The organism is Curtobacterium sp. JUb34, assembly GCF_003755065.1.
Lineage (GTDB): Bacteria > Actinomycetota > Actinomycetes > Actinomycetales > Microbacteriaceae > Curtobacterium.
In genome coordinates, this window is record NZ_RJVH01000001.1 from 1,103,089 (window position 1) to 1,125,357 (window position 22,269).

At 70.3% G+C, this 22,269-nt stretch carries 18 protein-coding genes; 11 read left to right on the forward strand and 7 right to left on the reverse strand.

What is annotated here, in order from left to right; translation table 11 throughout:
- The first annotated feature begins 19 nt into the window (after window positions 1–19).
- A complete protein-coding gene (locus EDF63_RS05400) occupies window positions 20–1,906 on the forward strand; it encodes a glycerol-3-phosphate dehydrogenase/oxidase (protein WP_123311801.1) in 1,887 nt (628 codons plus the stop codon).
- 58 nt (window positions 1,907–1,964) lie between these two features.
- Here the strand turns inward: EDF63_RS05400 and EDF63_RS05405 are convergent, their stop codons facing one another.
- Window positions 1,965–2,465 carry a hypothetical protein gene (locus EDF63_RS05405; RefSeq protein WP_123311803.1) on the reverse strand — a complete coding sequence of 167 codons (501 nt, stop codon included), beginning with the start codon at window positions 2,463–2,465 and terminating at the stop codon, window positions 1,965–1,967.
- Between the two features lie 84 nt (window positions 2,466–2,549).
- On the opposite strand from EDF63_RS05405, the gene EDF63_RS05410 reads away from it, so the two are divergent.
- From EDF63_RS05410 to guaA, 5 genes are read left to right on the forward strand one after another with little or no spacing between them, the layout of a single operon-like run.
- Window positions 2,550–3,080, forward strand: a complete 531-nt coding sequence (locus tag EDF63_RS05410; protein WP_071260110.1) for a cation:proton antiporter regulatory subunit — start codon at window positions 2,550–2,552, stop codon at window positions 3,078–3,080.
- 3 nt (window positions 3,081–3,083) lie between these two features.
- Window positions 3,084–4,535: a cation:proton antiporter gene (locus tag EDF63_RS05415; protein ID WP_123311805.1), complete on the forward strand. Its 1,452-nt coding sequence runs from the start codon at window positions 3,084–3,086 to the stop codon at window positions 4,533–4,535.
- A 5-nt stretch (window positions 4,536–4,540) separates the two neighbouring features.
- Complete coding sequence (locus EDF63_RS05420) at window positions 4,541–5,320, forward strand: SURF1 family cytochrome oxidase biogenesis protein (RefSeq protein WP_123311807.1); 780 nt, start codon at window positions 4,541–4,543, stop codon at window positions 5,318–5,320.
- A gap of 10 nt (window positions 5,321–5,330) precedes the next feature.
- Window positions 5,331–5,777, forward strand: coding sequence for a DUF3817 domain-containing protein (locus tag EDF63_RS05425; RefSeq protein WP_123311809.1), 447 nt, complete (start codon window positions 5,331–5,333; stop codon window positions 5,775–5,777).
- Window positions 5,774–7,354 carry a glutamine-hydrolyzing GMP synthase gene (gene guaA, locus EDF63_RS05430; protein WP_123311811.1) on the forward strand — a complete coding sequence of 527 codons (1,581 nt, stop codon included), beginning with the start codon at window positions 5,774–5,776 and terminating at the stop codon, window positions 7,352–7,354. Before EDF63_RS05425 ends, guaA begins: the two co-directional genes overlap by 4 nt.
- 288 nt (window positions 7,355–7,642) lie before the next feature.
- On the opposite strand, the gene EDF63_RS05435 is transcribed toward guaA, so the two are convergent.
- A complete protein-coding gene (locus EDF63_RS05435; RefSeq protein ID WP_111083414.1) occupies window positions 7,643–8,515 on the reverse strand; it encodes a Bax inhibitor-1/YccA family protein in 873 nt (290 codons plus the stop codon).
- A gap of 36 nt (window positions 8,516–8,551) precedes the next feature.
- Window positions 8,552–9,541 carry a DUF817 domain-containing protein gene (locus EDF63_RS05440; protein WP_123311814.1) on the reverse strand — a complete coding sequence of 330 codons (990 nt, stop codon included), beginning with the start codon at window positions 9,539–9,541 and terminating at the stop codon, window positions 8,552–8,554.
- A gap of 106 nt (window positions 9,542–9,647) precedes the next feature.
- Here EDF63_RS05440 and EDF63_RS05445 point away from each other — a divergent pair, with 106 nt between their 5' ends.
- The 5 genes from EDF63_RS05445 to EDF63_RS05465 all read left to right on the forward strand — a co-directional run bounded on the left by EDF63_RS05445 (window position 9,648) and on the right by EDF63_RS05465 (window position 18,447).
- Window positions 9,648–10,658 carry a glycerophosphodiester phosphodiesterase family protein gene (locus EDF63_RS05445; RefSeq protein ID WP_123311816.1) on the forward strand — a complete coding sequence of 337 codons (1,011 nt, stop codon included), beginning with the start codon at window positions 9,648–9,650 and terminating at the stop codon, window positions 10,656–10,658.
- 12 nt (window positions 10,659–10,670) lie between these two features.
- Window positions 10,671–13,115, forward strand: coding sequence for an ATP-dependent helicase (locus tag EDF63_RS05450; RefSeq protein WP_123311818.1), 2,445 nt, complete (start codon window positions 10,671–10,673; stop codon window positions 13,113–13,115).
- Between the two features lie 231 nt (window positions 13,116–13,346).
- On the forward strand, window positions 13,347–14,705 hold the full coding sequence (locus tag EDF63_RS05455) for a pyridoxal-dependent decarboxylase (protein WP_148061741.1): 1,359 nt from the start codon (window positions 13,347–13,349) through the stop codon (window positions 14,703–14,705).
- The gene (locus EDF63_RS05460) at window positions 14,702–16,075 is read left to right on the forward strand and encodes a lysine N(6)-hydroxylase/L-ornithine N(5)-oxygenase family protein (RefSeq protein ID WP_123311822.1); all 1,374 of its coding nucleotides are present in this window, start codon (window positions 14,702–14,704) and stop codon (window positions 16,073–16,075) included. Before EDF63_RS05455 ends, EDF63_RS05460 begins: the two co-directional genes overlap by 4 nt.
- Complete coding sequence (locus EDF63_RS05465; RefSeq protein WP_123311824.1) at window positions 16,072–18,447, forward strand: GNAT family N-acetyltransferase; 2,376 nt, start codon at window positions 16,072–16,074, stop codon at window positions 18,445–18,447. Before EDF63_RS05460 ends, EDF63_RS05465 begins: the two co-directional genes overlap by 4 nt.
- 92 nt (window positions 18,448–18,539) lie before the next feature.
- On the opposite strand, the gene EDF63_RS05470 is transcribed toward EDF63_RS05465, so the two are convergent.
- Genes EDF63_RS05470 through EDF63_RS05485 form a run of 4 tightly spaced genes read right to left on the reverse strand, consistent with a single transcriptional unit; the run spans window position 18,540 to window position 22,269 of the window.
- Window positions 18,540–19,175: a pyridoxal 5'-phosphate synthase gene (locus EDF63_RS05470; RefSeq protein WP_123311826.1), complete on the reverse strand. Its 636-nt coding sequence runs from the start codon at window positions 19,173–19,175 to the stop codon at window positions 18,540–18,542.
- 18 nt (window positions 19,176–19,193) lie between these two features.
- Window positions 19,194–19,844, reverse strand: coding sequence for an NUDIX domain-containing protein (locus tag EDF63_RS05475; RefSeq protein WP_123311828.1), 651 nt, complete (start codon window positions 19,842–19,844; stop codon window positions 19,194–19,196).
- Window positions 19,841–21,421 carry a nicotinate phosphoribosyltransferase gene (locus EDF63_RS05480; protein WP_123311829.1) on the reverse strand — a complete coding sequence of 527 codons (1,581 nt, stop codon included), beginning with the start codon at window positions 21,419–21,421 and terminating at the stop codon, window positions 19,841–19,843. Before EDF63_RS05480 ends, EDF63_RS05475 begins: the two co-directional genes overlap by 4 nt.
- Entirely contained in the window at window positions 21,418–22,269 is an 852-nt protein-coding gene (locus EDF63_RS05485; protein WP_123311831.1) for a phosphoribosyltransferase family protein, read from the reverse strand. Before EDF63_RS05485 ends, EDF63_RS05480 begins: the two co-directional genes overlap by 4 nt.

Here is a 22,269-nt window from a genome sequence, read left to right on the forward strand (position 1 = left end):
CCGTGACCCGGAGGCGACGATGGCGAAGTCCAGCACCACGAAGCAGACCAGTTCGGCCGGACGTCCTGGCGACGTCGTGCCGGGAGCGGGGTTCGACCCCGCGGCCAAGCTCGGCCCCGATGAACGCGCGGCGGCGATCGAGACCCTCAAGACGAAGGAGCTCGACGTCCTGGTCGTGGGTGGCGGCATCGTCGGTGCGGGCAGCGCGCTCGACGCGGTCACCCGCGGCCTGACCGTCGGCATCGTCGAGGCCCGCGACTGGGGTTCCGGCACGTCGAGCCGTTCGTCGAAGCTCGTGCACGGCGGCATCCGCTACCTGGAGCAGCTGAACTTCGGGCTCGTGCGCGAGGCCCTCATCGAACGCGGGCTGCTGCTGCAGCGGATCGCACCGCACCTGGTGAAGCCGGTGCGCTTCCTGTACCCGCTCAACCACCGCGTGTGGGAGCGGTTCTACATCGGCATCGGCATGGCGATGTACGACGCCTTCAGCTGGTCCGGCGGACGCCCGCCCGGGGTCCCGCACCACCGGCACCTCAGCCGCACGCAGGTACTCCGCTCGATGCCGTCGCTCAAGAAGGACGCCTTCGTCGGCGGCATGACCTACTACGACGCCCAGGTCGACGACGCCCGCTACGTGGCCTCGCTCGTCCGCACCGCGGTGTCCTACGGTGCCCACGCCGCGAGCCGGATCCGGATCGAGGGCTTCATCAAGGTGGGGGAGCGCGTCGTCGGCGCGCAGGCCCACGACATCCAGACCGGGGAGCGGTTCGAGATCCGCGCGAAGCAGGTCGTGAACGCCACGGGTGTCTGGACGGACGACACGCAGGCGATGATCGGCACCCGCGGGCAGTTCAAGGTGCGGGCGTCGAAGGGCGTGCACCTGGTCATCCCGCGCGACCGGTTCCAGTCGAACATGGGCATGATCCTGCGCACCGAGAAGAGCGTGCTGTTCGTGATCCCGTGGGGCCGGCACTGGCTGGTCGGCACGACCGACACCGACTGGTACCTCGACAAGGCGCACCCGGCGGCGACCGCGGCGGACATCGACTACATCCTCGAACACGTCAACAAGGTGCTCCGCGTCCCGCTCACCCGTGAGGACGTCGAGGGTGTCTACGCCGGCCTCCGCCCGTTGCTGGCGGGGGAGTCCGACCAGACCTCGAAGCTCAGCCGCGAGCACGTGGTGGCGCACACCGTGCCCGGGCTCGTGGTCGTCGCCGGCGGCAAGTGGACGACCTACCGGGTGATGGGCAAGGACGCCATCGACGAGGCCGTCGCCGCGATGGACGGCAAGATCCCGGCGTCGACGACCGAGGACATCCCACTGCTCGGCGCCGAGGGGTACCCGGCCGCGTGGAACCGTCGCGCACGGACCGCCCGCAGCTTCAACGTGCACAAGGTCCGCATCGAGCACCTGCTCAACCGCTACGGCACCCTGGCCACCGAGGTGCTGCAGCTCGTCGAGCAGGACCCGACCCTGGCCGAGCCGCTCCCGGGCGCCGACGACTACATCGGCGCCGAGGTCGTGTACGCCGCCTCGCACGAGGGGGCCCTGCACCTGGAGGACGTCCTCGCCCGCCGCACCCGCATCTCGATCGAGGCCTGGGACCGCGGTGAGTCGGCGGCCCCGGTCGCCGCGAAGCTCATGGCCGACGTGCTCGACTGGGACCAGGAGACGACCGAGCACGAGGTGTCGAACTACCTGAAGCGCGTGGCCGCGGAACGCGAGTCGCAGCTGCAGCCCGACGACGAGAGCGCCGACCGCGTGCGGCTCGAGGCACCGGACATCGCGTTCGGCTTCGACGAGGACGACGTCGTCGTGGGCGGCGGCCGCAGCAGCGGCGCCGAGGGCGCGAAGGCGTCGGACGAGCAGGTCGTGGGGGAGAAGACGAGCGAGCCGGAGTAGCGACCCGCGTCGCGGACGCGGCCACGGGCCTCCAGACGGGAGGCCCGGGGTGCGTCCGTCAGGCGGCCAGCGTCCCCGCCACGGTGCGACCACGGCGTCGCTCGCCGACGACGAGCACGACCGGGATCGCGAGCAGCGCGACGAGGCTGGTGCCGTAGAGGACACCGGCCCAGATGGTGTGGTCCTCGCCGCCGATGCCGTAGCCGTCGGCCACGTCCATCCCGAGCTGGAACCCGGAACCGAACACCTGGACGGCGCCTGCGGCCACGATCGCCAGCAGCCAGACGGCGGCGACGTGCGCCGTCGTCCGCCGGACCAGCGTCACGATCAGGACCGTGACCGCCAACGCGATGCCGACCGCCGCGATGACGAGCACCGCCACGACGTCGGTCCGCACCTGGTACCCCTGCGCGTCGAGGTGGCGGTAGATCGCACCGAGCGACTGCCCGGGCACCGCGCCGAGCGGATCGAGCACGAGCGCGTTGAGCGCCAGCAACCCCGCGTACAGCGCGACGACCAGCGTCCCGACGACCCCGACGACGATCCGAGTTCTCCCCATGCGGTGACGATAGCGGCCCGGCAGGTGTGGAATGGCCGGGCACCCCCGGTGGTTATCATCGGGGTACTCGAAAAGGGAGCCATCATGGTCGACGTCCATCGCGTCAAACTCCCCGGAGTCGGCGTGCTGCACAGCTTCTACACCGACGACGGTGGCAAGTGCGGTGTCATCACGCACCGGTCGGGTCACTCCGACCTCATCTCGTTCGCCGACGTCTCCGACGGCGCGGACAAGTCCGAGAAGGTCTCGCTGCGCCTCAGCGAGGACGAGGCCCACACCCTCGCCGAACTCCTGGGCGGCACCCGGATCACCGAGGGCCTCGACAAGCTCGACGAGATCCCCGGCCTGTCCATCGACTGGTTCTCGGTCGACTACGACGACGCGATCGCCGGCAAGCCCCTCGGCGACCTGCACGACTCCGGCTTCATCGGCCTGACCGTCGTGGCCGTCGTCCGTGGCGACAGCGCCAACCCGGCACCCTCGCCGGACTTCGTCGTGTTCCCCGGGGACACCATCGTCGTCGCCGGTTCCCCCGAGAAGGTCGCCAAGGCCTTCTCCTTCTACCGCAGCGGAGAGCTTGCGGCCGCATCGGCCGAGGCCCCGCGGAAGAGCTAGGGCATGCACCTGGGCGGTGAACTGCTCACCATCGGTGTGCTGTTCGTCATCGCCTACGTGCTCGGGCGGCTCGGCAAGACCATCGGTCTGCCGGCGATCCCGATCTACATGATCGTCGGGCTCATCGCGAGCCCGCACACCCCGTGGATCGGCCTGAGCGTCGAGTCGCACACGATCGAGCTCATCGCGACGTTCGGGCTCATCCTGCTGCTGTTCAACCTCGGGTTGGAGTTCGACCAAGAGGAGTTCTACGGCAACGCCGGCAAACTCCTCGTGTCGGGCGGCACCTACGTCGTCATCAACATGGGTGTCGGGTTCGCCTTCGGGTTCTCGCTCGGCTGGGGAACCCGAGAAGCCCTGATCATCGCCGGTATGACGGCCACGTCGTCGAGCGCGATCGTGACGAAGCTCCTCATCGAGCTGCGACGGCTCGCGAACGACGAGACCCCGATGATCCTGGGCGTCACGGTCATCGAGGACGTCTTCATCGCCATCTACCTGGCGATCGTCTCCGTCGTGCTGTCCGGCGACACCAACGCCTGGGCCGTCGTGGGCAAGCTCGCGCTCGCGTTCGGCTTCCTGATCGTGATGTTCACGCTCGCCCGGTTCGCCGGCAAGTGGGTGTCGAAGATCTTCGCGACGCGTGACGACGAACTGTTCACGGTGCTGTTCTTCGGGCTCGCCGTCATGTTCGGCGGCATCGGCGACCTGCTCGGCGTGACCGACGCCATCGGCGCCTTCGTCATCGGCCTGCTCTGCGGCGCCACCCGGTACCGCGACCGCATCGAACAGCTCGCCCTGCCGATGCGTGACGTCTTCGCCGCGTTCTTCTTCGTGAACTTCGGGCTCGGTCTCGACCTGTCGACCTTCGGCGAGGTGCTCTGGCCGGTCCTCGGTGCGATCGGCATGACCGTCGTGCTGAACGCGGTCGCCGGGCAGATCGTGGCGCGCATGAACGGCTTCAACGTCCAGCAGGGGATCAACACCGCCGTGATCCTGGTGAACCGTGGCGAGTTCGCGCTGATCCTCGCGACGCTCTCGGCTGCCGCCGGACTGGAGGCGCGGATCACCGCGTTCGCGGGCCTCTACGTCCTCGTCATGGCGATCCTCGGGCCCCTGCTCGCGGTGAACTCGGAGCGGATCGGCCGCCTCGTGGTGCGCCCCGCCCGTCTCGCCCGCCTGCGCGGGCGGCTCGGCGGTCGTCGTGCGGTCGCCGCGGCTGCCGCCGCCGAGGCCGCCGAGGCCGAAGCGGACGAAGCAGCGTCCGCCGCCGCGGCCCGCCGTGCCGAGCGGGACCGCCAGTTCGCGGAGGAGTTCGCGCTCGTGGAGGCCGCTGGCAGGGACGAGCAGGAGAATGGGTCACCGGAGGCGACCGACGAACCCGTCACGTCGCCCGTCGAGATCCCCACCGAGCGCCCCGAGCGTCCGGTCCGACAGCGCGATCCGGAGTACTGATACAGATGTGGGCCGTTGCCCGACGACCGAGGTGGATCGCGCTGCTGGTGCTGGCGCTCGTGCTGGCGGCGGTGTTCGCGGGGCTGGGCAAGTGGCAGCTCGAGCGGAGCATCGCCAACGGCAAACCGCTGCCGGCGACCACCGAGACCCGCAAGACGCTCGAGGCGATCACCGCTCCCGAAGAGCCCGCGAGCGAGACCATCGCCGGCCAGAAGGTCACCGTCACCGGCACCTTCGTCGCCGGCGACACCACGATCCTGACCGGCCGCACCGGGGGTGGGACGTACCAGACCGTGGGACACATGGTGGACTCGGATGGTGGGGCGAGCCTCCCGGTCGTCATCGGGTGGTCCGACCAGCGGTCGGCCGCCGTCGCCGGTGGTGACCGCCTGGCGGACGGACAGACGATCACGGTGCAGGGCCGGTACTACCCGGCCGAGTCGCCCGACCAGGACACCTACAAGCAGGCGGAGTACTCCGCCGTGGCACCAGCCCGCTTCGTGAACACGTGGCATGCCTTCGACGACCGGATGTACCTCGGGTACGTCGTGGCCGACGGCGCCACCGCGCAGGCCGCCGACCTCGGCACCATCGCAGACCGTGCGCCGTCGCGCGAGGTCCAGTTCGACTGGCTGAACCTGTTCTACGCGATCGAGTGGGTCGTCTTCGCCGGCTTCGCGGTGTTCCTCTGGTATCGGTTCGTGAAGGACGCCTGGGAGCGCGAGGAGGAGGAGCGGCGTGAGGCAGCCCTCAGCGTCGACGGGGCCCTCGCCGACCGACGGTAGGCTGGTCGTCATGGCCTTGACCGTCCGAACCCGCGACGTCCCGAAGATCCCGGGTGCGGTGAAGTGGTACCGCGTCTCCGCGTACATCACCGGTGTGCTGCTGCTGGCCCTCGTGATCGAGGTCATCATCAAGTACACGCCGCTCCAGCTCGAGATGCAGCTCGGCAACGGCCCGTTCTTCGTGCCGAACGGCACGGCCGGCGAAGCACCCGGCACGTTCAACCTGTCGATCGCGATCCTCATCGCGCACGGCTGGCTGTACGTCCTCTACCTCTTCACGGACTTCCGTCTGTGGAGCATCATGCGCTGGAGGCCCTCCCGCTTCCTGCTCATCGCCCTCGGTGGCATCATCCCGTTCATGTCCTTCGTGGTCGAACACCGCATGCAGCAGAAGGCCATGGACACCTACCACGAGCTGATCGCTGCCCAGCAGCGTGAGAAGGAGGCCGCTCGGTGAGCGAGACCGAACAGCGTCCCGTCCTGGTCGTCGACTTCGGGGCCCAGTACGCGCAGCTCATCGCGCGTCGGGTCCGTGAAGCGAACGTCTACAGCGAGATCGTCCCGCACGACATCACCGCGGACGAGATCCGCGCCAAGGACCCGGCCGCCATCGTGCTGTCCGGTGGTCCGTCGTCCGTCTACGAGGACGGTGCCCCGTCACTCGACGGCGACATCCTCGAGCTCGGTGTCCCCGTGCTCGGCATCTGCTACGGCTTCCAGGCCATGGCGACCGCCCTCGGTGGCGAGGTGGCGAACACCGGCCTGCGCGAGTACGGCGCCACGTCCGTCGACGTCAGCGGGACCGACAGCGTCCTGCTCGGTGGGCAGCCCGTGTCCCAGGTCACGTGGATGTCGCACGGTGACTCCGTGGCGAAGGCACCCGAGGGCTTCGAGGTCCTCGCGTCGAGCGCCTCGACCCCCGTCGCCGCCTTCGCGTCCGACGAGCGCAAGCTCTACGGCGTGCAGTGGCACCCCGAGGTGAAGCACTCCGAGCACGGCCAGGCCGTCCTCGAGAACTTCCTGCACCGCGCCGCCGGTCTGCCCGGCGACTGGAACTCGAGCAACGTCATCGACGAGCAGGTCGCCCGGATCCAGGCCCAGGTCGGGTCGAACCGCGTCATCGCCGGCCTGTCCGGTGGTGTCGACTCCGCCGTCGCCGCGGCCATCGTGCACAAGGCCGTCGGAGACCAGCTCACCTGCGTCTTCGTCGACCACGGGCTGCTCCGCGCCGACGAGCGCAAGCAGGTGGAAGAGGACTACGTCGCCTCCACCGGTGTCCGGCTCATCACGATCGACGCCGAGCAGCAGTTCCTCGACGCCCTCGCCGGCGTCAGCGACCCCGAGCAGAAGCGCAAGATCATCGGGCGCGAGTTCATCCGGACGTTCGAGGCCGCGGCCGAGGCGCTGGTGCTCGAGGCCCAGGCGTCCGACTCTGATGCCGAGGTCAAGTTCCTCGTGCAGGGCACGCTCTACCCCGACGTCGTCGAGTCCGGCGGCGGAGCCGGTACCGCGAACATCAAGTCGCACCACAACGTGGGCGGCCTGCCCGAGGACATGACCTTCGAGCTCGTCGAGCCGCTCCGTGCGCTCTTCAAGGACGAGGTCCGTGCCGTCGGCCGCGAGCTCGGCCTGCCCGAGGTCATCGTCGGCCGCCAGCCGTTCCCCGGTCCGGGACTCGGCATCCGCATCGTCGGTTCGGTCGACAAGCAGCGGCTGGAGCTGCTCCGCGCGGCCGACAAGATCGCGCGCGAGGAACTCACCGCGGCCGGCCTCGACGGGGAGATCTGGCAGTGCCCGGTCGTCCTGCTCGCCGACGTCCGCTCCGTGGGCGTCCAGGGTGACGGTCGCACGTACGGGCACCCGATCGTGCTCCGTCCGGTCTCGTCCGAAGACGCCATGACCGCCGACTGGACGCGCCTGCCGTACGACGTGCTCGCGAAGATCTCGAACCGCATCACGAACGAGGTGCCCGACGTCAACCGGGTCGTGCTCGACGTCACGTCGAAGCCGCCGGGGACGATCGAGTGGGAGTGACGCTCCCCTGAACGACCGGAGGCCCGGCACGCACTGCGTGCCGGGCCTCCGAGCGTCCGGGGGTGCGTGCGCGCGTCGGGCTTGCGCGGGTCGGGCTTCCCCGAGGTTCCGAAATCTCGGCATCTCGCGCCTCCCCCGGGGCACCCGTGGAACCTCGGCGTCACACCGGCGGCATGTCGTGGAACCTCGGCGCCGCGGGCACGGCGAGCCCCACAACGCCACAGCCCCCCTGCTCCGGGAACGACGAAGGGCCCGGCAGCGCCGGGGCCCTTCGTGGACGCGGTGGTACTAGTTGCGCGCGCTGCTCGCGACGATGGCGAGGATGCGCAAGATCTCGAGGTACAGCCAGACGAGCGTCACGATGAGGCCGAACGCCGCGGTCCACGCGTAGATCTTCGGGGCGCCGCGCTGGACACCGGTCTTGATCTGGTCGAAGTCGAGGATCAGCGAGTACGCCGCCATGACCACGACGAAGATGCCGATGAGGACGCCGAGCGGGATACCGAACAACGTCACACCCATGAGGCCGAAGGCGCTCTGGGTCACACCGGTCCACATCAGGACCAGGTTCACGAGCGAGAACGCCATGTACCCGACGATCGCGATGAGGAAGAAGCGGGTGGCCTTCGGGGTCGCACGGACCTTGCCCGACAGGAACAGGAGCAGCGTGACCGCGAACACCCCGAGGGTGCCGAACACGGCCTGGGCGACGATGCCGCCAGTCTGCGTGAAGTTGTACTCGAAGAAGTTCGAGATCCCGCCGACGAAGAGCCCCTCGAAGAACGCGTACGTCAGGATCAGACCCGGCGACGGCTTCTTCTTGAAGGTGTTCACGAGCGCCAGGACGAACCCGACGATCGCGCCGACGATCCACACGATCGGGGGCAGGTTCCAGCCGGCCACCGCGCCGACGAGCAGCACACCGAAGGCGAGCAGCGTCTTGACGATGGTGTCCTCGTACGACATGCGGTCGGTGTCGACCGTCGATGCCGCCGGGCGGTCGTACATGTACTGCAGCTGCTCGGGGGTCATCCCGCCCTGTGCCTGCTGCGGGGTCTGTCCCCAGCCGGCCTGCTGCTGACCAGCGCCGCGCCCGCCCCAGGTGTTGGGTCCCTGGGCGTTGAAGGCGGGGGACTGGTCGAAACCGGGCTTGAAGGCCATGGTGTCCTCTTCCTAGGAGATATGAGTCCTCTCAGCCTAGGTGCGCTCGGTCGCGGAAGGCTGAGGATTCGCGGCGAGCGGACGCGGGCCCGGGGGCCCTGACGACGGCAGCCTATGGGCGCCCGCTGCACGCACGCCTCGAAGACGTCGAGAGTCCGCCGTCGAGCGCGCCGACCCGGACGGCAGCACCGGGTACAGCCAGGTCACGAGCGCGACCGAGATCGTCATGAGCAGGAACCAGGCGACGATCTTGGTCGGGGCAACCGGCTGCCACTGCGCGAGCTGCGCGGGGTAGCTCCACGCTCCGGCGCAGGTCGCGACGTTCTCGGCGAACCAGATGACCACGGCGACGAGTCCCATCGCCACGAGCACCGGCATGCGCACCGTCGCCCGGTGGATCCGGACGTGCATGGTCGTGCGGGCGAAGAGCAGCACGACGAGCGCGAGCAGGACCCAGCGGGCGTCGGGCAGGAAGTGGTGCCCGAAGAAGTTCAGGTACACGCCGGCAGCGGCGACGGCGAGCAGCCACTGCCGCGGGTACCGGTCGAAGCGCAGATCGAACAGGCGGTACACGCGGACCATGTAGGACCCGACTGCGCCGTACATGAAGCCGGAGAACAACGGGACCCCGGCGACGACGAACAACCCGCCGGGTTCGTAGGACCACGAGCCCATGTGCGTCTTGAAGACCTCCATCACGGTGCCGACGACGTGGAAGAGCAGGACGACCCGGAGCTCCCGCACGGTCTCGAGCCCGAACACGAGCATGCCGACCTGCAGCAGCACCGCGACACCGGTCAGCACGTCGTTCCGGTACGGCGCCGGCACGGTGACGTGCACCACGGCCATCGATCCGAGCAGCAGCGCCCCGAACGCGCACGCCCACGCCTGCTTCGCGCCGAACACCAGGAACTCGGTGACGAACAGCCGGACGGGCCGGTGCGGCTGGTGCCCGGCGTCGAGCAGGCGACGGGCGGCGCGGTCGATCCTGGCCTCGACGGTGGTGGAGAGCGAGCGGACGGTCATGCGGCGATGGTCAGCGTCGATGCTGGGAAGCACGGGCTCCGGCCGGGTGCGTGTGTCCCGCGACACAGGACGGTCGGCCGTCACCCTGGCCCAGTAGGGTCGCGCCATGACCCTCGTGATCGCCCACCGCGGTGCGTCCGGCTACCGCCCCGAGCACTCGCGGAGCGCGTACGAGCTCGCGATCGAGCTCGGTGCCGACGCGATCGAGCCGGACCTGGTGCCCACGAAGGACGGCGTGCTCGTGCTCCGCCACGAGAACGAGGTGTCCGGCACCACCGACGTCGCGGACCACCCGGAGTTCCGGCACCTGCGCACGACGAAGACCATCGACGGCCAGTCCCTGACCGGCTGGTTCACCGAGGACTTCACGTGGGCCGAGCTGCAGACGCTCCGCACCCGCGAGCGCCTGCCCGCGCTGCGGCCCGGGTCGGCCGAGCACGACGGCGAGGAACCGATCCTGCGCCTCGAGGACCTGCTCGCGATCCTCGACGCCGCGCCTCGTCCGGTCGGGCTGGTCGCCGAGGTCAAGCACGCGGCCTTCTTCGACCGTGCGGGCTTCCCGATGGACGAGCTCGTCGACCGCGCGCTCGGTGACGCCGGGTGGCGCCGGGACGAGCGGCTCACGGTCGAGAGCTTCGAGAAGGGCGTGCTCCGCGAGCTGCGCGAGCGGCACACGGGTGGTCGGCTGGTGTACCTCCAGGAGGCCCGTGGCAGCGCCGCCGACGAGGTCGCGTCCCACGGATCGCTGGCTCCCACCTACGCCGCGGAGCGTTCCGAGGACGCCCTCGCGTCCTTCGCGACCGAGTTCCACGGCATCAGCGTCGACCTCGGCACGCTGATGGCCGGGGTGGACAGCGTCGCGCTCGAGGACCCGACGCCGGTGCGGAGCGCGATCGTCGACCGTGCCCACGCGGCGGGGCTCGCCGTCTACACGTGGACGCTCCGGCCGGAGAACCGGTTCCTGCCCGGGCCGTTGCGCCGGGGCGGGGACGTCGCGGCCTTCGGGGACTGGGAGCGCTGGTACACCTCGGTGATCCGGACCGGTCTCGACGGGGTGTTCGCGGACCACACCGACCTGGCGGTCCTCGCCCGGTCGGCTGTCGGGGGTCCCGCTTAGACTGTCCCGAACATGACGATCGTGCTCGACCCCTTCGAATCGACGCCCGAGCCGGGCGCCGGTGCCCGTGCGTACGAAGACCCGTTCACCGCGGGCCTGAACCCCCAGCAGAAGGAAGCCGTCGAGTACCGCGGCGAGTCCCTGCTGATCGTGGCCGGCGCCGGGTCCGGCAAGACGAGCGTCCTCACGCGCCGCATCGCGCTGCTGCTCGCCAACCGTGAAGCCTGGCCGTCGCAGATCCTCGCGATCACCTTCACGAACAAGGCCGCGGCCGAGATGCGCGAGCGTGTCCGGGCGCTGGTCGGCGGCGAGTCCGACGGCATGTGGATCTCGACGTTCCACTCGGCGTGCGTGCGCATCCTCCGGCGCGAGGCCGAGCGGTTCGGGTTCGCGCAGTCGTTCACGATCTACGACTCCGCCGACTCCAAGGCCCTGCTGAAGCGGATCATCAAGGACCTCGAGGCGGACACGCTCGGGCTCACCGTGGGCGCAGCGGCGTCGAAGATCTCGAAGCTCAAGAACGAGCTGCAGGACATCGACTCCTACGCGCGCAACATCAACGTGAACGACCCGCAGGAAGTCATGTTCACCGAGGTCTTCCGTCGGTACACGAACGACCTGCGCCGGGCGAACGCCTTCGACTTCGACGACCTCATCGGCCAGACCGTCTTCCTGTTCCGGGCCTTCCCCGAGGTCGCTGCGCTGTACCAGCGGCGCTTCCGCTTCATCCTGGTCGACGAGTACCAGGACACGAACCACGCGCAGTACTCACTGATCCGCGAGCTCACGCGTCCGGTGCCGGTCGAGCAGGTCGACAAGCTCGAGGACTCGGGCCAGCACGTCGCCCGCATGCGCGAGCGCGACGGCTCGATCGCCGGGGCGTCCCTGACCGTCGTCGGCGACTCGGACCAGTCGATCTACGCGTTCCGCGGGGCCGACATCCGCAACATCGTCGAGTTCGAGCGCGACTTCCCGAACTCCAAGGTGATCCTGCTCGAGCAGAACTACCGGTCGACGCAGACCATCCTCGACGCGGCGAACGCCGTCATCGCGAACAACTTCGACCGTCAAGCGAAGAACCTGTTCACCGACGTCGGCGCTGGCGAGAAGATCGTCGGCTTCACCGGGTACACCGGCCACGACGAGGCACAGTTCGTCGCCGACGAGATCCAGCGCCTGCGCGAGGACGGCATGGACTACCGCGACATGGCGGTGTTCTACCGGACGAACTCGCAGACCCGTGCGCTCGAGGAGATCTTCATCCGCGCCGCGATCCCGTACCGGGTGCTCGGCGGCACGAAGTTCTACGAGCGTGCCGAGATCAAGGACGCCATGGCGTACCTGATCACCGTCGCGAACCCGGCGGACCCGATGGCGCTCCGTCGTGTGCTCAACGTGCCGAAGCGCGGCATCGGGTCCGTCACCGAGACGACCCTGCAGCGCTACGCCGACGAGCACGAGACCACGATGCGCGATGCCCTGCGGCACGCCGACGAGCTCGGCTTCGGCCCGAAGGTCCGCAACGCCATCACGGCGTTCGCCGCGCTGCTCGACTCCGTGTCCGAGAAGGCCCAGACCCAGCCGGTCGTCGACACCCTGACGCAGTTGCTCGACGGCTCCGGCCTGCTCGAGAACCTGCGGAAGTCGCCCGACGCGCAGGACGCCGCCCGCGCTGACAACATCGACGAGCTCGTGGCGGTGACGCGCGAGTTCCAGAAGAACAACCCCGAGGGCACGCTGACGGACTTCCTGACCGAGGTCTCGTTGGTGGCTGCGGCGGACGAGCTCGACGACTCGTCGGGCACGGTGTCGCTCATGACGCTGCACACGGCCAAGGGTCTGGAGTACGAGGCCGTGTTCCTGACCGGGGTCGAGGAAGACCTGCTGCCGCACCGGATGTCCGCGAACGAGCCGGGTGGCCCCTCCGAGGAACGCCGCCTGTTCTACGTCGGCATCACCCGCGCGAAGAAGGTCCTGTTCCTGTCGCTGGCGATGACGCGCGCGCAGTTCGGCGACGTCAACGTCGCGATGCCGTCGCGCTTCCTGCAGGAGATCCCCGAGGGGCTCATCGAGTGGAAGCAGTCGCCGGGCATGGCGAACAGCCGTGGCGGTACGCAGCCCCGCGCGCTGAACGCCAAGCGCGAGGGCGGCATCGGCGGTGGCGGCGGCGGTGGGTACCGCGGTGGCGGCGGTTGGGGCGGTGGCTCGTACGACCGTGCGGCGGCCGCGTCGAAGACCCGCCCGAAGACCGAGTGGGCGAACCGGGTGTCCGGCCAGGTCCGTGACAACGGGGACATGGAACTCGTCGCCGGTGACCGCATCAAGCACGTCGACTTCGGTGAGGGCACGGTGTCCGCGGTGACCGGCCAGGGCGCGAAGCGCATCGCGGAGATCGCGTTCGACTCCGCCGGTCGCAAGAAGCTGCTCATCAAGATCGCGCCGATCGAGAAGCTCTAGCCAGAGTCGGCTGAACGTCCGTACACCCCGCCGGTTCCCCGGCGGGGTGCGTTCGTCGTGGGCACGAGGACGTCGCGCCACGCCCGAGACCTGGGAGTCCACCCCTGTTCGGGTGACACCGAAAACGTGGTGAGGTTAGCCTTACCTAACGTGACAGCTCTCAATCAGACAGCCCCCATCGAGATCCTGACCGCGGCCACCGCCGAGCGCTACCGATCGACGGTCGGGTCGATGGTCGACCGGCTCGCCGACCGCTTCGCCACCGTGGACCGGCCGACGACCGCGACCGACCCGCGTGCGCTCCACGACCGGGTGCGCGCCGTCGACCTGGACGCCGCCCCGGTCGGGACGGAGCAGGCGCTCGCCGAACTCGACGACCTGTTCGTCCGCGAGGCGGTGTGGTTCCACGACCCCGGCTACCTCGCGCACCTGAACTGCCCGGTCGCGCTCCCAGCGGTCGCCGCCGAGTCCGTCCTCGCGGCGGTGAACCCGTCGGTCGACACCTGGGACCAGTCCCGCATCGGCACGGACATCGAACGCCACGTGGTCGACTGGCTGGCCCGCCGGGCTGGGTTCGCTGCCGGTGACGGAGTGTTCACCTCGGGTGGCTCGCAGTCCAACCTGCAGGCACTGCTGCTGGCACGCGAAGCCGTCGGCGTCGCCGGTACCGTGTTCACGACGGCGGAGACCCACTTCAGCATCGCGAAGTCCGCTCGGCTCCTCGGGCTCGAGGCGGTGGTCGACGTTGCCACCGACCATGCCGGTCGGATGCGGCCGGCAGCCCTCGCCGAGGCGATCGCCGTGACCCGGGCGGCGGGCGGGACACCGATCGCGGTCGTCGCGACCGCCGGCACCACCGACCGCGGGGTCATCGACCCGATCGAGCCGATCGCCGACGTGTGCGACCTCGAGGACGTCTGGCTGCACGTCGACGCCGCGTACGGCTGCGGACTGCTCGTGTCCCCGACGCGTCGGCACCTGCTCGCCGGGATCGAGCGGGCGCGCAGCGTGACGACCGACCTGCACAAGTCCTTCTTCCAGCCGGTGTCCTCGAGCGCACTGCTCGTCCGCGACCCGGCCGACCTGCGCCGGACGGCCTGGTACGCCGACTACCTCAACCCCGAGGACGCCGCCGAGCCGAACCAGGTCGACAAGTCGCTGCAGACCACCCGCCGCTTCGACGCCCTGAAGCTCTGGGCCACCCTGCGCGCGACCGGGGCCGACGCGATCGGCACCGCGTTCGACGCCGTCATCGACCTCGCCGCCGCCACCCACCGGATCGTCGAGGAGGACCCCGACCTGGTGCTCGTCGCCCCGACGCAGCTCAGCACCGTGCTGTTCCGCTGGCAGCCGGCCGGGGTGACCGACGACGAGGCCGACGCGCTCGTCGCCCCGATCCGCGCGGCCCTGCTCGCCGAGGGCCGGGTCCTCATCGCGAAGACCGTGATCGACGGCCGCCCGTGCAACAAGCTCACCCTGCTCAACCCCGAGACGACCCCGGCGCAGATGCGTGCCTCGCTCGACCACGTCGCCGCGACGGCAGCACGCGTCCGCGCGACCACCACCGCCCCGGAAGGAGCGACGCGATGACCACCGACCGCACTGTGCACGACCTGATCGGCATCGGCATCGGCCCGTTCAACCTCGGCCTCGCCTGCCTGACCGACCCGCTCGACGACCTCGACGCGGTGTTCCTCGACGCCGCCGACGGCTTCGCCTGGCACCACGGCATGATGCTCGACGACGCCACGATCCAGGTGCCGTTCATGGCGGACCTGGTGACGATGGCGGATCCGACGTCGCCGTTCTCGTTCCTCGCGTGGCTCAAGGAGACCGGCCGCCTGTACCCGTTCTACATCCGTGAGGACTTCCACCCCCTGCGCAGCGAGTACGACGCCTACTGCCGCTGGGCCGCCGACCGACTCGACACCCTCCGCTGGGGTCGGTCCGTCACGGCGGTCGAGCACGACCCGACGACGGACGTGTTCACGGTGCACGCCGAGACCGATCAGGGTCCCGAGACGTACCGCGCACGCCACGTCGTCGTCGGCATCGGCACGGAGCCGTCGGTCCCCGCCCCGCTGCGCGGGATCGCCGGGCCGGCGATCCACTCCGCCGAGTTCCTGCCGAACCGGGACGCCCTGCGCGACGCCGGGTCGATCGCCGTCGTCGGCAGCGGGCAGTCCGCCGCCGAGGTCTACCGCGAACTGCTCGAGGACATCCGGCAGGACGGCTACCGCCTCGACTGGATCACCCGGTCGCCGCGGTTCTTCCCGATGGAGGACACGAAGCTCACCCTCGAGATGACGAGTCCGGAGTACACCGACCACTTCCATGCCCTGCCCGAAGCCGTCCGCGATCACCTCGGGCGCGAGCAGCGCGGGCTCTACAAGGGCATCAGCGCCGACCTCGTCGACGAGCTCTACGACCAGCTGTACCGGATCAGCGCACGTGGCCCGATCCCGACGAGCCTGCGCACCGAGACCAGTGTCGTCGACGCGGAGTGGCTCGCCGACCGGGGCACGTACCGGCTGACACTCCGCCACGAGCAGCTCGGCGAGACCTACCAGCACGAGGTCGAGCGGCTCGTCCTCGCCACCGGTTACCGCCCACGGGCGCCGCGGTTCCTCGATCCGGTCGAGCACCTCGTCGCCCGGGACTCCCAGGGTCGCCTGGCCGTCGCGCGCGACCACCACGTCGACACGCTCGGCGGGCGCATCTGGGTGCAGAACGCCGAGGAGCACACGCACGGCCTGACCGCGCCCGACCTCGGCATGGGCGCGTGGCGGAACGCGTCGATCATCCGGTCCGTCACGGGTCGCCCCGTGTACGGCCTGGAGGCCCGGATCGCCTTCCAGGAGTTCGGCCTGCCCGACACGGACCAGTCGACGGCCCCGGTCGCCGGCGCGCACCGCGCGCCGGACCGGCAGGTCACCGAGCGCGCGGAGGTGCCCGCATGAGCGCCGATGTGACGAGCACTGCACTGGCCGGTGCGCCCGAGGCGACGGTGTCCGCCGGAGCCGCTCCGGGCCTCCTGACCGTCGAACCCGTGGACCCGGAACGCGACGCCGCCGTCGTTCAGTCGTGGCTCGCCCACCCGGCGTCGTCGTGGTGGGAGATGGGCGACCTCGACGTGGACGGCGTCCGGGACTACCTGACCGGCGTGCAGGCGGACCCGGCGCAGGCCGCGTGGCTCGGCCGCCGCGACGGCGAACCGTGCTTCCTGGCCGAGACCTACGACCCCTCGGCCGTCCTGCTCACCGACGTGTGGGCGGCGGAGCCCGGCGACGTCGGCATGCACCTGCTCGTCGCACCGGCGCCGGCCGGGGGCCGCGTACACGGACTGACGAGCGCCGTGATGCGCGCCGTCGTCGAGCACTGCCGCGACGCCCTCGGGGCACATCGGGTCGTCGTCGAACCGGACGTGCGGAACACCGCGGTGCAGGCGAAGAACGCCGAGGTCGGGTTCCGCGCGCTGCGAGAGGTCGACGTCGACGGCAAGCGAGCCCTGCTGTCGGTGCTCGAGACCGACCGGATCGGTGTGTCCGACGACGACGAGCCGGCCGCCCACCTGCGGCCCGAACACCTGGAACCCGCCGAACGGCACCTCGTCGCGAAGGCCATCGCGGAGTTCACCCACGAACGGCTGATCGCGCCCACGCAGGAGGGCGACGGCTGGCGGTTGGACGCGGGTGACTCCACCTACCGGTTCCGGGCGCGGCGGCACGTGCTCGAGCACTGGTCGATCGACGAGGCTTCGCTGACGCGGACCCGCGGCGGTGCCCCGGTCGCGCTCAGCGCCCAGGACCTCGTGCTCGAACTGCGCGACGTGCTCGGGATCCCGGACGAGCTGCTCGGCACGTACCTGGAGGAGATCGCCTCGACCCTGGCGAGCGCCGCCGCGAAGCACCGGCGGGGCGGGCCGTCGGCCGCGCAGCTGGCGCGCGGGCGGTCCGACGGCGGCGTCGCCGGCGCCACCGCGTCCTTCCAGGACGTCGAGTCGGCGATGACCGAAGGGCACCCGGCCTTCGTCGCCGCCAACGGGCGGATCGGGTTCGGGCTCGACGAGTACCGGGCCTTCGCGCCGGAGTCCGGGGGCCGGTTCCGCTACCGGTGGCTCGCCGCCCGACGCGCGCACACGCACCTGGCGCTCGCCGCCGATGGGACCGAGCAGGCGCACTGGGAGTCGGAGCTCTCCGAGACGGTCGTGGCCGGGTTCCGCTCCACGCTGGAACGTCGAGGCCTGGACCCCGACGACTACGTGTGGATCCCCGTGCACCCCTGGCAGTGGCAGCACCGGATCGCCGTCACGTTCGCGCCGGACCTCGGGCGGCAGGACCTCGTCGACCTCGGCGAGGGGCCCGACGAGTACCAGCCGCAGCAGTCCATCCGTACCGCGTTCAACCGAACCGATCCGACGCGCTCGTACGTGAAGACGGCGCTCGCCGTGCAGAACATGGGGTTCCTGCGGGGGATGTCGCCCGCGTACATGCGGAACACCCCGGCGGTGAACGACTGGGTCGCGTCGATCGTCGCCGCCGACCCGACGCTCGCGTCCGTCGGGTTCTCGGTGCTGCGGGAGCACGCCGCCATCGGGTACACCGGCGACGCGTACCACCGGGTCGACGTGTCCTCGCCGCAGCGGAAGATGCTCGCGGCACTGTGGCGGGAGAGCCCGCTGCCGCGGGTGACGGACGGCGAGCGACTGCTGACGATGGCGGCGCTGCTGCACCGAGATGCCTCGGGCGACGCCGTCGTTTCGGCGCTGATCGAGGCGTCGGGGCTTGCTGCCGACGCGTGGGTGCGGCGCTGGCTGGACGCCTACCTGTTGCCCGTCGTGCACTGCCTGACCGTGCACGACCTGGTGTTCATGCCGCACGGCGAGAACCTCGTGCTCGTCGTCCGCGACGGCGCCGTGGTCCGTGCCGTGATGAAGGACATCGGGGAAGAGGCCGCGGTGCTCGGGCGGCACGACGACCGTCCGGTGCCGGCCGACATCGACCGGATCGTGCACCCGGTGTCCGATGACGAAGCAGCGCTCGCCGTGTTCACCGACGTGTTCGACGGGGTGCTGCGGTTCGTCGCCGCGATCCTCGACGACGACGGGGTCCTGCCCGAGGGCCGGTTCTGGGAGGTCGTGGGGGAGTGCATCGACACGCACGCCGCCGCACACCCGGACCGCCGTCGACCGTTGGACCTGCGGGTACCGACGTTCGAGCACTCGTGCCTGAACCGGTTGCAGCTGCGGAACACCCTGTCGATGGTCGACCTGGCGGACCAGTCGGCGTCGCTCATCCGGGCGGGGGCGATGGCGAACCCGATCGGGCGGTAGGGCGGTTCCGTTCCCACTCGCACAACCAACGTGCGCTCGCGCCGCGGAATCCCGCGGTTCGAGTGCACTTTGGTTGTGCGGAGCGGACTCGACTACGGCTGCAGGCGGATGGCCGACCAGACGCCGTCGGCGAGCACGTACTGCAGGCGGCGGTGCATCCGGTCGCGGCTGCCGTGCCAGAACTCCACCACGTCGGGCTCGAGCCGCCACGCCACCCACCCAGCCGGCCGTGGAACGGCGTCGTCGGACTCGTCGAGCAGCACGTTGGCGTCGTCGATCAGGTCCTGCAGCGTCCGGGGTTCGAGCACGGCGGACTGGTCGGCGATGGCGGTGGCTGCGCGGGACTTCGGTGAGCGGTCGGCGAACAGCGCGTCTGATTCGTCGTCGGACAGCTGCACCGCCCGGCCCTCGAAGCGGAGCTGCTGCATCGTCTCGCGCCAGTAGACCTGGAGTGCCGCGTGCGGGTTCTCGGCGAGCTGGCGACCCTTCGGGCTGAGCGTCGAGGTGCCGAACACGAGCCCCCGGTCGTCGAGCCGCTTCACGTCGACGGTGCGGGCGGACACTCGGCCGTCCGCCCCGGCCGTGGCGAGGGTCATCGACTTCGGCTCGGAGACGTCGCGTTCGTCCGCAGCGTCGAGCCATTGCTGCGCGAGGTCGAGCGGTGACGCCGGAGGTGCGTCGAACTCGGGCAGGTGCAGGGAGTCGTCACCGGACAGGGAGGAGGACATGCGTCCACCCAACCGTGCTCAGTCCTGCCACGTCCAGGCTGCCGGGGGACGCCCACCCCGCGGCCCCGCGCTCGCAGTGGCGTCGACCCGCGCAAGCGCGGTGTTCGTGCGGAGCGTCCGGTTGAGGTTGCCCGGGTCCGGTGTCGTCCCCGTCAGCGCGATCCGCAGCCGAGCGGCATCGGCCGTGGTGAAGGGGTCGCCGAGCAGTGCTCGTGTGAACGGCAGGTCGGACCAGAGGAGTACCCGGGCGCGCTCGAGGGCTGCGTCGACGATCCGGTCGTGGTCGAACGGCAGGCCGAGCGGCAGCGCGCCGACGTCGTGCCACGTCGCGTCAGAGTCCGCTGCCGGGTCGATGACCGCGAGGAACGCGATGCTGATCGCGGCGCTCCGCGGATCGCGGTCGGGTCCGTCGAACGCGCCGACCTGTGCGAGGTGGCGCACCGCCGTCGGGCCGACCCCGGTCTTGGCCCGCAGGGCGCGCCGTGCACCGTCGGCGAGGATCTCGGTGCCGTCGAGGAGCACGCCGGGGAGGGCCTGCTCTCCGGCGTACGGCGCGTACGCCCGCCGCACCGTGGCGACCCGGAGACCGCCCGCCGTCGTGAACGACATCGGGACGACGTCGATCGCGATGAGCGGTTGGTCGCGGATCGCCGCTGCGGCGTCGTTCACGCGGTGGCCGCCCGGCGGGTGGCTCGGGCCGCGCGCTCGTGGCGGAGCGTCTGGCGGACGTCGGCGAAGGACTGGAGGCGCGTGAAGCGTCCGTCGACCCACACCGGCTGGAGCAGGCTGGTCGCCTCGTCGTCGGCTGTGGCCTGGTCCGTCTGCCGGATCTCACCGGTCTCGTCGCGGTGCAGGGCGATGCGGCCCTTCGCGCTCTTCTTGCCGCTGCCGGTCTTCGGGTCCTTCTGGATGTCGACGGGCTCGCCGTCGACGAGTGCCCACGTCGCCTTGACCGCGCTGCCGAGGTTGTCGCGGGTCATGTACTGGTACGTGTACGAACCGATACCGAGAACGATGTTGTCGCTCGAGTACCCCTTGGCGGCCAAGCGCTCGTAGATGCGACGGGCACGGTCGAGCGTGATGCTGTCGCCGTAGATGACGCCGATGTGCTGGTCGAGGACCTTGAAGCCCTGCTCGTTCACGGTGTGCCCGAAGATCTCGTCGAGCAGCTCGACGACGCCCTTCTGCTCGTGGCTGCGGTCGGCCGCGAACAGTTCAGCGTCGTCGACGCCGTGCACGGTTCCGGTGACGATGTCGACCGGGTCGCCCGAGTCGGGGCGGATGACGAGCTTGCCGTCACGACCGGTGATGCGGTCCTTGAGCTGCGGGAGGGTCTCGGTGATGACCTTGAACAGGTCGAAGCCGTCGCTGACCGCCGAGACGATGCCCGTCGGGTACACGTCGAGGATCTGCTCGAACGTCGCCAGCTCGCCGTCGGCGCCGCGGACGCACATCACGCTGTGCTCGGTGGCGGGCACGCTCGCGGCCACCCAACCGTTGTCGCCCGGGTAGTAGCGGTCGATGAAGTCGAGCGACGGCATCGAGTCGGTGCCGAGGAACGACAGGAGGTGGCCCGCGCCACCCGCTGCGGCCGATTCGATGCTCGACTGCCCACGGAACGAGAAGTCGTGCGCGGCGAAGTCGATGCCGGCCGGGACCGCGCCGGTGCGGGCGGCCCAGTCCTCCATCAGGTCGCGGTACTCGAGTGCCTTCGTGGCGACCGTCGACGGGTGCCAGATCGAGGCGGACAGCGCGGTCTCGATGTAGTTGGGCAGCCAGTAGAACTCGTCGATCGTGTTCTCGACCGTCAGGGTCGCGACGCCGATCGGTGCGAGGGTCCCCTCGGGCAGCGCACGGATCTCGAGGGGCAGGTAGCCGAGGCGGTGCAGGGCCCGGACGTGGTCGGTGCCGATGTGGTTCGGGCCGAAGTAGCTCTGCAGCGCTTCGTCGAACAGCCGGACGACCTCGTCTTCGTCGGCGGCGAAGAACGGTGCCCAGGCTTCGACGAGCGAGCGCTGGATGAACGCCTGCAGCCCGAAGACCACGGCGTGCGTCGACTCGGGCATGTGCGCGTTCGACCGGTTCGTCCAGTTGATCAGGATGCGGGTGGTGCCTGCCGGGTAGACCTGCCGGTGCGAGTGCTTGTAGCCGTCGACGGCCAGCAGCGGCGCGATCGGGCTCGCCGTGGTGATGCGCGGCTCGATCCCGGTGCTCGTGCTGGTCGTGGTGCTCGTGGTCTGCGTCATCGGATCTGCTCCGTCAGGTAGGGGGTGAGTGCGATCGTGCGCAGGCCGTCGATGGCGTTCTGCGCGGGGTACGAGTCGGTGGTGACGATCTCGCCGAAGTGGTCGGCGAGCTGTGCTGCCCGGCCGGAGAAGACACCGTGCGAGACCCAGAGGCCGAGGCGTTCCTTGGGCAGGCCCGTCGAGCCCGCGAGCCCCACGAACGTGCCGCCGCCGTCGCAGATGTCGTCGACCACCAGGAACCGGCCGGCGTCGGGCAGCGGTTCGCAGGTGAAGCCGTCGAGCTTGCCGGTGTCGGGGTTGCGGTGCTTCTCGGCCCGGTAGAGCGGCAGCCCGCACGCCTCGGCGACCGCGGTCGCACGGGGGACGGCGCCCTTGTCCGGAGCGATGATGCCGGTGTACGGGGCGCCGCCGTCGTGCTCGGGTGCGCCGACCACGGCGTCACGGACGACCTGCTCGCTCGTGACGACGGTCAGGTTGTCGACCAGGCCGACGATGACCGGCGAGTGCGGGTCGAACGCGATGACCTGGTCGAGGTGGAAGCCGTTGAGGAGGTCCGCGTAGACCTTCGCACCGAACGGCAGGCCGCGGTCCTGCCGGGCTCCGGGCAGGTAGGGGACGAGCGCGACGGACCTCGATCCGCGCTGCCGCACGGCGTCCGCCCACATGCCGAGCATGATCAGGTCGTCGCCGCTCGTGCCGCGCAGGGTCGCGATCTCGGTGAGTCCCCCCGGCTCGTCGGTGTCGTTCGCGACCTTGACGTGGGCTTCACCGGCGGGGAACCGCATGGTGGAGAACGTCGGTGTCGTCTGGTTGCCCTGGGCGTCCCAGGTGCTGAGTTCGACTGCCAT

Bases quoted from the DNA above. Each gene is read 5' to 3' on its own strand.
- EDF63_RS05400 (WP_123311801.1), top strand. From the start codon at position 20: ATGGCGAAGTCCAGCACCACGAAGCAGACCAGTTCGGCCGGACGTCCT.
- EDF63_RS05405 (WP_123311803.1), bottom strand. From the start codon at position 2,465: ATGGGGAGAACTCGGATCGTCGTCGGGGTCGTCGGGACGCTGGTCGTC.
- EDF63_RS05410 (WP_071260110.1), top strand. From the start codon at position 2,550: ATGGTCGACGTCCATCGCGTCAAACTCCCCGGAGTCGGCGTGCTGCAC.
- EDF63_RS05415 (WP_123311805.1), top strand. From the start codon at position 3,084: ATGCACCTGGGCGGTGAACTGCTCACCATCGGTGTGCTGTTCGTCATC.
- EDF63_RS05420 (WP_123311807.1), top strand. From the start codon at position 4,541: ATGTGGGCCGTTGCCCGACGACCGAGGTGGATCGCGCTGCTGGTGCTG.
- EDF63_RS05425 (WP_123311809.1), top strand. From the start codon at position 5,331: ATGGCCTTGACCGTCCGAACCCGCGACGTCCCGAAGATCCCGGGTGCG.
- EDF63_RS05435 (WP_111083414.1), bottom strand. From the start codon at position 8,515: ATGGCCTTCAAGCCCGGTTTCGACCAGTCCCCCGCCTTCAACGCCCAG.
- EDF63_RS05440 (WP_123311814.1), bottom strand. From the start codon at position 9,541: ATGACCGTCCGCTCGCTCTCCACCACCGTCGAGGCCAGGATCGACCGC.
- EDF63_RS05445 (WP_123311816.1), top strand. From the start codon at position 9,648: ATGACCCTCGTGATCGCCCACCGCGGTGCGTCCGGCTACCGCCCCGAG.
- EDF63_RS05450 (WP_123311818.1), top strand. From the start codon at position 10,671: ATGACGATCGTGCTCGACCCCTTCGAATCGACGCCCGAGCCGGGCGCC.
- EDF63_RS05455 (WP_148061741.1), top strand. From the start codon at position 13,347: ATGGTCGACCGGCTCGCCGACCGCTTCGCCACCGTGGACCGGCCGACG.
- EDF63_RS05460 (WP_123311822.1), top strand. From the start codon at position 14,702: ATGACCACCGACCGCACTGTGCACGACCTGATCGGCATCGGCATCGGC.
- EDF63_RS05465 (WP_123311824.1), top strand. From the start codon at position 16,072: ATGAGCGCCGATGTGACGAGCACTGCACTGGCCGGTGCGCCCGAGGCG.
- EDF63_RS05470 (WP_123311826.1), bottom strand. From the start codon at position 19,175: ATGTCCTCCTCCCTGTCCGGTGACGACTCCCTGCACCTGCCCGAGTTC.
- EDF63_RS05480 (WP_123311829.1), bottom strand. From the start codon at position 21,421: ATGACGCAGACCACGAGCACCACGACCAGCACGAGCACCGGGATCGAG.
- EDF63_RS05485 (WP_123311831.1), bottom strand. From the start codon at position 22,269: ATGGCAGTCGAACTCAGCACCTGGGACGCCCAGGGCAACCAGACGACA.